A 7,879-nucleotide genomic window follows, 5' to 3' on the forward strand; every position below is an offset into this window, starting at 1 on the left:
GCGCCCGCTCGGATTTTTCCTGCATTGTTGGCCGTTAACCCGAACCCCTGACGCTTTGCGTCTGACCTTGTGAGCGGTTTATTCATACACGAGGTTAAGCCAATGTCCCGTCCTCTTCTGCAACTGCGTCCTGCTGCCCAAGGCGTCGCCGTTACCTTGCTGGCAACGCTGGCGGGGTGTGGGCTTTCTTCTTCCCGTGATGTACCAAAACCGGTTGAAGCCGCCGAGGTTTCAGCGCTGCACAGCGAGCCCGCCCAAGGCGCTCTGAGCAAACGCATGGCCATGCCTGCCCCAATGACCACGCGCCTGGTGATGCAGGATTCGGCAGCGATGCCCTACCGCAGTGAGCCGCGTGAGCAGTACGCCAACCTGCCGGAAAACCCGGTGCGTCGCGTCGCCGAAACCCCTGTCTCGACCTTCAGCGTCGACGTCGACACCGGCAGTTACGCCAACGTAAGACGTTTCCTCAATCAAGGCAGCCTGCCGCCCGAAGGCGCTGTGCGACTGGAGGAAATGGTCAATTACTTTCCCTACAACTACGCGCTGCCCACCGACGGCTCACCCTTCGGCGTGACCACCGAACTCGCCGCCACGCCGTGGAACCCGCATACCCAACTGCTGCGCATCGGCATCAAAGCCTCCGACCGCACCGTGGCAAACCTGGCGCCGGCCAACCTGGTGTTCCTGGTGGACGTGTCCGGCTCCATGGACCGCCGCGAAGGCTTGCCGCTGGTGAAAAGCACCCTGAAGTTGCTGGTCGACCAACTGCGCGACCAGGACCGCGTCTCGTTGGTGGTCTATGCCGGTGAGTCCCGTGTGGTGCTCAAACCCACGTCCGGCCGGGACAAAAGCAAAATCCGCGATGCCATCGACCAACTGACGGCCGGGGGCTCCACCGCGGGCGCATCCGGCATCGAACTGGCTTACCAGATGGCCCGCGCCGGGTTTATCGACAAAGGCATCAACCGCATCCTGCTGGCCACCGACGGTGATTTCAATGTGGGCGTCAGCGATTTCGACAGCCTCAAGCAAATGGCCGTCGAGCAGCGCAAAAGCGGGGTTTCCCTCACCACCCTGGGTTTTGGTGTGGATAACTACAACGAACACCTGATGGAACAATTGGCCGACGCGGGCGACGGCAACTACGCCTACATCGACACCCTGCGCGAGGCGCGAAAAGTGCTGGTGGACCAGCTCAGTTCGACCCTGGCGGTGGTGGCGCGCGACGTAAAACTGCAGGTCGAATTCAACCCGGCCCAGGTCAGCGAATACCGCCTGCTGGGCTATGAAAATCGTGCCTTGAAACGTGAGGACTTCAACAACGACAAGGTCGACGCCGGTGAAATTGGCGCAGGCCACACGGTGACCGCGCTGTACGAAATTGTGCCTAAAGGCCAGAAGGGCTGGTTGGAGCCGTTGCGCTACGCCGCCGCGCCGGCCGCTGTAAACACCTCCGCTGAGCTGGCGATGTTGCGTGTGCGCTATAAACCCGCGGCCGGTGGCGAGAGCCTGCTGATTGAACGGCCCATCAGCGCCCAAGCGACCCCGGCCAGCGACGACCTGCGCTTCTCGGCAGCCGTCGCCGCCTTCGCCCAACAGCTCAAGGGCGATGGCCGCTACACTGGCAGCATGCGTTTGCAGGACACCGCCGCGTTGGCGCGCTCGGCCCGGGGCGACGACCCGTTCGGGCTGCGCAATGAATTCGTGCAACTGGTGGAATTGGCTCAAGGCCTCAAGCGCTGATCTCAAACAGACAGGGAGCTGGCTTGCCTGCGATGGCATCACCTCGGTCAACTTCTCTACCGAGTTGCCTGTAGAGCGAGTTGCCGGAATCGCAGGCAAGCCAGCGCCCACCGTTAGATCGGTTTCGACTGTCAGAAAGGAGTTCGCCACCGACATGGCCGTTCCAGATGATTTACCCAGCGACGAAGCGCTGCTGGCCCGCTACCGAACCGGCGACGCTGCCGCGTTCGAAGCCTTGTATGCGCGGCATCGCCAAGGCCTGTACCGGTTTCTTGTGTCCCTGAGCAACAAGGCCGAGCTGGCTGAGGAAATCTACCAGGAGACCTGGCTCAGCCTGATCCGCAGCACCACCCAGCCACAGGGCCGGGCGAGTTTTCGTACATGGTTGTTTCAGATTGCCCGCAACCGCCTGATCGATCACTGGCGCAAGCACGGCATCCACACCCCGCTGCACGACAGCTACGACGAACAGTTGCACGCGCAAGTCGACGACAGCGCCGGGCCCGAACAGCAATTAAGCCTGAGCCGCGACCAGGCGCGGCTTGACGCTGCCCTGCAAGACTTGCCCGAAGACCAGCGCGAAGTCTTCCTGCTGCGCCTGCACGGCGACCTCGAAGTGCCGCAAATCGCGGCCCTCACCCAAACCCCGCTGGAAACCGTGAAAAGCCGCCTGCGTTACGCCCAGCAGAAACTGCGCCGCCTGCTGGCCGAGGAGATATCCGTATGACCGACTCCCGACACCCCCAGGACTCCGACGACGTGTTGTTGCAACACTTTCGTCAACACAGCACCGATGAACCGCCGGCGTCCCTCGACGCCTTCATCCTCAACGCCGCCCGCCGCGAAGCCCCGGCGCCGCCGCCAAGCCTGTGGCAACGCTGGCTGCACGCGTGCCAGCGACCACGCTGGCAGATGGCATTTGCCACCGTCGCCGGTGTAGCGCTGCTGATCGGCGTGGTCATGCGCTCACCCGTGTCGCAGCCGGACATCTCCACCGCGACCTTCACCGCGCTCCACCAGGAAGCCGCCCGCCCGGCGCCGCAAGCCTTCTCGGCCCCCGCGCCCATGGCCCGGATGGCCGCCGCGCCCAAGGCGGAAAGCGCGCCGGTTCAAGCTGAAATCGCCGGCTCGCTGGCGGATGCGCCCGCGGCGAAACTCAGCAAACGCGCGGCGGTGGCATTGCCGTCGCTGGAGCAAGGGTTGCAGGAAATTGCGAACCTGCGTCAGGCAGGAGAGGGCCGGTTGGCAGATGAAAAGCTGCTGGCGCTGTACAAACGCTTTCCCCAGGAAGATTTGCCGGCGCGGCTGGAGGCGCTGCAGAAGCGTTAAACGCCGGGCACAAAAAAGCCCCAGGTCTTGCGACCTGGGGCTTTTTCATCTGTATCTGGTGCACCCGGCGGGATTCGAACCCACGACCCCTGCCTTCGGAGGGCAGTACTCTATCCAGCTGAGCTACGGATGCTTGTGCGGGCGACATCATACCCATGTCGACCTTGGGCGTCCATGCTGGGTTTTGGCCGTTTATGGGTAGGAATTTGCCCCGCAGAGGCCCTGCGCCGTGTACCGGTGATCGATGCGCTTGAACCCGGCCGAAACACGCTGATCAGAAAGTTTCGGCAAATGCGCCGTTTTCGTTCTTTTTTTCGAACAGACTATTGCCCTGTACCCCCATTGATCCTAGGATTCGTTTGAGATTTCAAACGCTCTGTCTCCCGCGTGCTTTTTTCTTCCCCGCGCGCTGGGGCTGATTTCCCTGACGGCAGCCCACAAGGCGCCTTTCAACAACTCTAATTCGCTCCGCGTGCGCGCGGTGCTGTTAAGGAAAGCCGACATGCAGCTCAAAGATACCCAGTTGTTCCGCCAGCAAGCCTTTATCGATGGCGCTTGGGTCGATGCGGACAACGGTCAAACCATCAAGGTCAACAACCCGGCCACGGGCGAAATTCTCGGCACCGTGCCGAAGATGGGCGCAGCTGAAACTCGCCGCGCCATCGAAGCCGCCGACAAGGCCCTGCCGGCCTGGCGTGCACTGACCGCCAAGGACCGCGCCAACAAACTGCGCCGCTGGTTCGAACTGATCATCGAGAACCAGGACGACCTGGCCCGCCTGATGACCCTGGAGCAAGGCAAGCCACTGGCTGAAGCCAAGGGCGAAATCGTCTACGCCGCCTCCTTTATCGAGTGGTTCGCCGAAGAAGCCAAGCGCGTCTACGGTGACGTGATTCCTGGCCACCAGCCGGACAAGCGCCTGATCGTGATCAAGCAGCCGATTGGCGTCACCGCCGCTATCACGCCGTGGAACTTCCCGGCCGCAATGATCACCCGTAAAGCCGGCCCAGCCCTGGCTGCCGGCTGCACCATGGTGCTCAAGCCTGCGTCGCAAACCCCGTTCTCGGCGTTCGCCCTGGCTGAACTGGCCCAGCGTGCCGGTATTCCAAACGGCGTGTTCAGCGTGGTCTCCGGCAGTGCTGGCGACATCGGCAGCGAGCTGACCAGCAACCCGATCGTGCGCAAATTGTCCTTCACCGGCTCCACCGAAATCGGTCGCCAGCTGATGGCCGAATGCGCCAAGGACATCAAGAAAGTCTCCCTGGAACTGGGCGGCAACGCGCCGTTCATCGTGTTCGACGACGCGGACCTGGATAAGGCCGTCGAAGGCGCGATCATCTCCAAGTACCGCAACAACGGCCAGACCTGCGTCTGCGCCAACCGCCTGTACATCCAGGATTCGGTGTACGACGCGTTCGCCGAGAAACTCAAGGTGGCCGTGGCCAAGCTCAAGATCGGCAACGGTCTGGAAGACGGCACCACCACGGGCCCGCTGATCGACGAAAAAGCCGTGGCCAAGGTTCAGGAGCACATTGCGGATGCCCTGAGCAAAGGCGCCAAGCTGTTGGCCGGTGGCAAGGTGATGGAAGGCAACTTCTTCGAACCGACCATTTTGGTCGACGTGCCGAAAAACGCGGCGGTCGCCAAAGAAGAAACCTTCGGCCCACTGGCGCCGCTGTTCCGCTTCAAAGACGAAGCCGAAGTGATCGCGATGTCCAACGACACCGAGTTCGGCCTGGCGTCCTACTTCTATGCCCGCGACCTGGGCCGTGTGTTCCGTGTGGCCGAAGCCCTGGAATACGGCATGGTCGGCGTCAACACCGGGTTGATCTCCAACGAAGTCGCGCCGTTCGGCGGCATCAAGGCCTCGGGCCTTGGCCGTGAAGGCTCCAAGTACGGGATCGAGGATTACCTGGAAATCAAATACCTCTGCCTGGGCATCTAAGCGCCCGGTACGAGATTGCAGCAAACGCAGAGGGCACGAGAGCGCTGACCCTCTGTGTGTTTCAAAACGTTATTCGTAGTGGCCGGGAAAGCTGTGGCAGTCGATCATCGCATGCTGCCGTAGTTGCCTCCCCGCCACGTATTCCTTGGACCACGCCACCCGATGAGTGGCGAATGAGGACTTTATGAGCAAGACCAACGCATCCCTGATGAAACGCCGCGAAGCCGCTGTACCGCGCGGTGTTGGCCAGATTCACCCGATCTTCGCTGAATCCGCGAAAAACGCCACCGTGACCGACGTTGAAGGTCGCGAGTTCATCGACTTCGCCGGCGGTATCGCCGTGCTGAACACCGGCCACGTGCACCCGAAAATCATCGCCGCCGTGACCGCGCAGTTGAACAAGCTGACGCACACCTGCTTCCAGGTGCTGGCCTACGAGCCTTACGTGGAGCTGTGTGAAAAAATCAACGCCAAGGTACCGGGCGACTTCGCCAAGAAAACCTTGCTGGTCACCACCGGTTCCGAAGCCGTCGAAAACGCCGTGAAAATCGCCCGCGCCGCCACTGGCCGTGCTGGCGTGATCGCGTTCACCGGCGCTTACCACGGCCGCACCATGATGACCCTGGGCCTGACCGGTAAAGTCGTGCCGTACTCGGCCGGCATGGGCCTGATGCCAGGCGGCGTGTTCCGCGCGCTGTTCCCTAACGAACTGCACGGTGTCAGCGATGACGATTCCATCGCGAGCATCGAACGCATCTTCAAAAACGATGCCGAGCCGCGTGATATCGCGGCCATCATCATCGAGCCGGTGCAGGGCGAGGGCGGTTTCTACGTCGCGCCTAAATCCTTCATGAAGCGCCTGCGCGAACTGTGCGACAAGCACGGCATCCTGCTGATCGCCGACGAAGTGCAAACCGGTGCCGGCCGTACCGGTACCTTCTTCGCCATGGAACAGATGGGCGTTGCCGCCGACCTGACCACCTTCGCCAAATCCATTGCTGGCGGCTTCCCGCTGGCCGGTGTGTGCGGCAAGGCGGAATACATGGACGCCATCGCGCCAGGCGGCCTGGGCGGCACTTACGCCGGTAGCCCGATCGCTTGCGCCGCGGCCCTGGCCGTGATGGAAGTGTTCGAAGAAGAGCACCTGCTGGACCGCTGCAAGGCTGTCGGCGAGCGCCTGGTGACTGGCCTGAAAGCGATTCAAGCCAAGTACCCGGTAATCGGCGAAGTGCGTGCCCTGGGCGCGATGATCGCGGTCGAGCTGTTCGAAGATGGCGACAAGCACAAGCCAAACGCCGCGGCCGTAGCTTCCGTGGTGGCCAAGGCGCGTGACAAGGGCCTGATCCTGCTGTCTTGTGGCACCTACGGCAACGTGTTGCGCGTACTGGTTCCGCTGACTTCGCCGGACGAGCAGTTGGACAAAGGGTTGGCGATCATTGAAGAGTGCTTCTCCGAGCTGTAAGCGGATGCTGAGCTGATCGACAGAAAAAACCCGCTTCGGCGGGTTTTTTGTGCCCGATGAACGGTATTCAGCGCTTGTTCATGTACGCAGGCGGCTCCTTTGTCTAAGGTGCAGGTATTGCCGATGGAGCGTGCTGGATGACTGCTGTTGATTTACCGGCTGTACCCCGAGTGTTGATTGCCGAGGCGGACCCTTGGTCGCGGGATCTGCTCAAGCAAGTGTTATTGAACGTGCGCTGTGATGCACGGCTGGATGTGTGTGCCGATGGGCAGGAAGCGGCCACGCTGCTGCGAGAAAAAACCTACGACCTGATTCTGGCGGATTGGGAGTTGCCGGGCATCGATGGCCTGAGCCTGCTGCGCAGCGTACGCCAGCAGCGCCGTTCGCCCGCGTTGCCGTTCATTCTGCTGAGCAGTCGCAATGACAGCGCCAGCGTGCGTGAAGCCTTGCCGCTGGCGCCCACCGCCTACCTGACCAAGCCCCTGAACATGGAAGGCCTGACCCAGCGCCTGCAAGACTTGCTGCTCAACGAAGGCGAAAGCGTGTATTGCGAGATCCCGCCGCTGGCGCCGGGGATGACATTGCCGGTGTTCCTGGAGCGCCGCCGTGACACCTGCGACGGCGCACCCTTGCGCGTCGATGTGAAAGCCGCCGTGCACTACAGCCTCGGCGCCGATGGCCTGGACCTCAAGCGCCTGGAAGACCGGGTGCGCATGGACCCGCAAATCACCGCCGTGTTGATCGCCGCCGCCAACAGCGCCGGCTATCACGGCACACCGGTGCAGACCCTGCCGCAAGCGCTGCGCAAGCTGGTGCCCGGGCAGAGCATGAACCTGATCCTGGGCCTGGCCCTCAAGCACAACGTGGTATTGGGCGACCCCGCGCTGGTGGCGTACGCCGAGCGCCATTGGCAGTTGTCTCAGGACACTGCTGACTTCGCCCGCCGCCTGGCGCGCATGTTGGAGCTGGACCACGAACGTTGTTACAGCGCCGGCATCCTGCACCGGCTGGGTGATCTGGCGCTGCTGCGTTGCCTGGAGGACTGGCGCCAGGGCGGCGGCGCGCTGGATGACGAGGTGATTGGTGAATCCCTCTACACCTTCGGTGCCGCCTACGGTTCGGCGTTGCGCGCGCGTTGGCGCTTGCCGCTGGAGTTGCGGCAGTTGATTGCCGGGATTTATTCACTTGAAGGCGGGGTGTATTCGCGTGAGGCGCTGGTGATGAACCTGGCGGCGCACATGGCACGCCTGACTGAGCGTGAAGGGGTGGAAGAGTTGGCCAAGGGCAAGACTGCGCGGTTGCTCAAGGTGGGGTTGTCGGAGCTGATGCGGGTGCGCAAGGCCTAGAGCACAACGAGAAACCACTGTAGGAACAGGCTTGTGTGGGAGCGGGCTTGCTCG

The 7,879-nt window shown here is 62.4% G+C and carries 6 protein-coding genes and 1 tRNA gene; 6 read left to right on the top strand and 1 reads right to left on the bottom strand.

Annotated elements, in window-relative coordinates; genetic code table 11:
- Window positions 1–102 precede the first annotated feature (102 nt).
- The 3 genes from WBB95_RS10750 to WBB95_RS10760 all read left to right on the top strand — a co-directional run bounded on the left by WBB95_RS10750 (window position 103) and on the right by WBB95_RS10760 (window position 3,072).
- Entirely contained in the window at window positions 103–1,743 is a 1,641-nt protein-coding gene (locus tag WBB95_RS10750; RefSeq protein WP_424487569.1) for a vWA domain-containing protein, read from the top strand.
- Window positions 1,744–1,897: 154 nt separating this feature from the next.
- The gene (locus WBB95_RS10755; protein ID WP_424487570.1) at window positions 1,898–2,470 is read left to right on the top strand and encodes an RNA polymerase sigma factor; all 573 of its coding nucleotides are present in this window, start codon (window positions 1,898–1,900) and stop codon (window positions 2,468–2,470) included.
- On the top strand, window positions 2,467–3,072 hold the full coding sequence (locus WBB95_RS10760; RefSeq protein ID WP_424487571.1) for a hypothetical protein: 606 nt from the start codon (window positions 2,467–2,469) through the stop codon (window positions 3,070–3,072). The genes WBB95_RS10755 and WBB95_RS10760 overlap by 4 nt, the downstream gene beginning before the upstream one ends.
- Window positions 3,073–3,128: 56 nt before the next feature.
- Here the strand turns inward: WBB95_RS10760 and WBB95_RS10765 are convergent.
- Window positions 3,129–3,205 (bottom strand) — tRNA-Arg (locus WBB95_RS10765).
- Window positions 3,206–3,574: 369 nt separating this feature from the next.
- On the opposite strand from WBB95_RS10765, the gene gabD reads away from it, so the two are divergent.
- From gabD to WBB95_RS10780, 3 genes are all read left to right on the top strand, one after another.
- The gene (gene gabD, locus WBB95_RS10770) at window positions 3,575–5,017 is read left to right on the top strand and encodes an NADP-dependent succinate-semialdehyde dehydrogenase (protein WP_424487572.1); all 1,443 of its coding nucleotides are present in this window, start codon (window positions 3,575–3,577) and stop codon (window positions 5,015–5,017) included.
- A 184-nt stretch (window positions 5,018–5,201) separates the two neighbouring features.
- Window positions 5,202–6,479 carry a 4-aminobutyrate--2-oxoglutarate transaminase gene (gabT, locus tag WBB95_RS10775; RefSeq protein WP_424487573.1) on the top strand — a complete coding sequence of 426 codons (1,278 nt, stop codon included), beginning with the start codon at window positions 5,202–5,204 and terminating at the stop codon, window positions 6,477–6,479.
- A 137-nt stretch (window positions 6,480–6,616) separates the two neighbouring features.
- Complete coding sequence (locus WBB95_RS10780; protein ID WP_424487574.1) at window positions 6,617–7,825, top strand: HDOD domain-containing protein; 1,209 nt, start codon at window positions 6,617–6,619, stop codon at window positions 7,823–7,825.
- The last annotated feature ends 54 nt before the right edge of the window (window positions 7,826–7,879 follow it).

This window comes from Pseudomonas sp. (assembly GCF_049645325.1).
In the GTDB taxonomy this organism is placed as follows: Bacteria; Pseudomonadota; Gammaproteobacteria; order Pseudomonadales; family Pseudomonadaceae; genus Aquipseudomonas.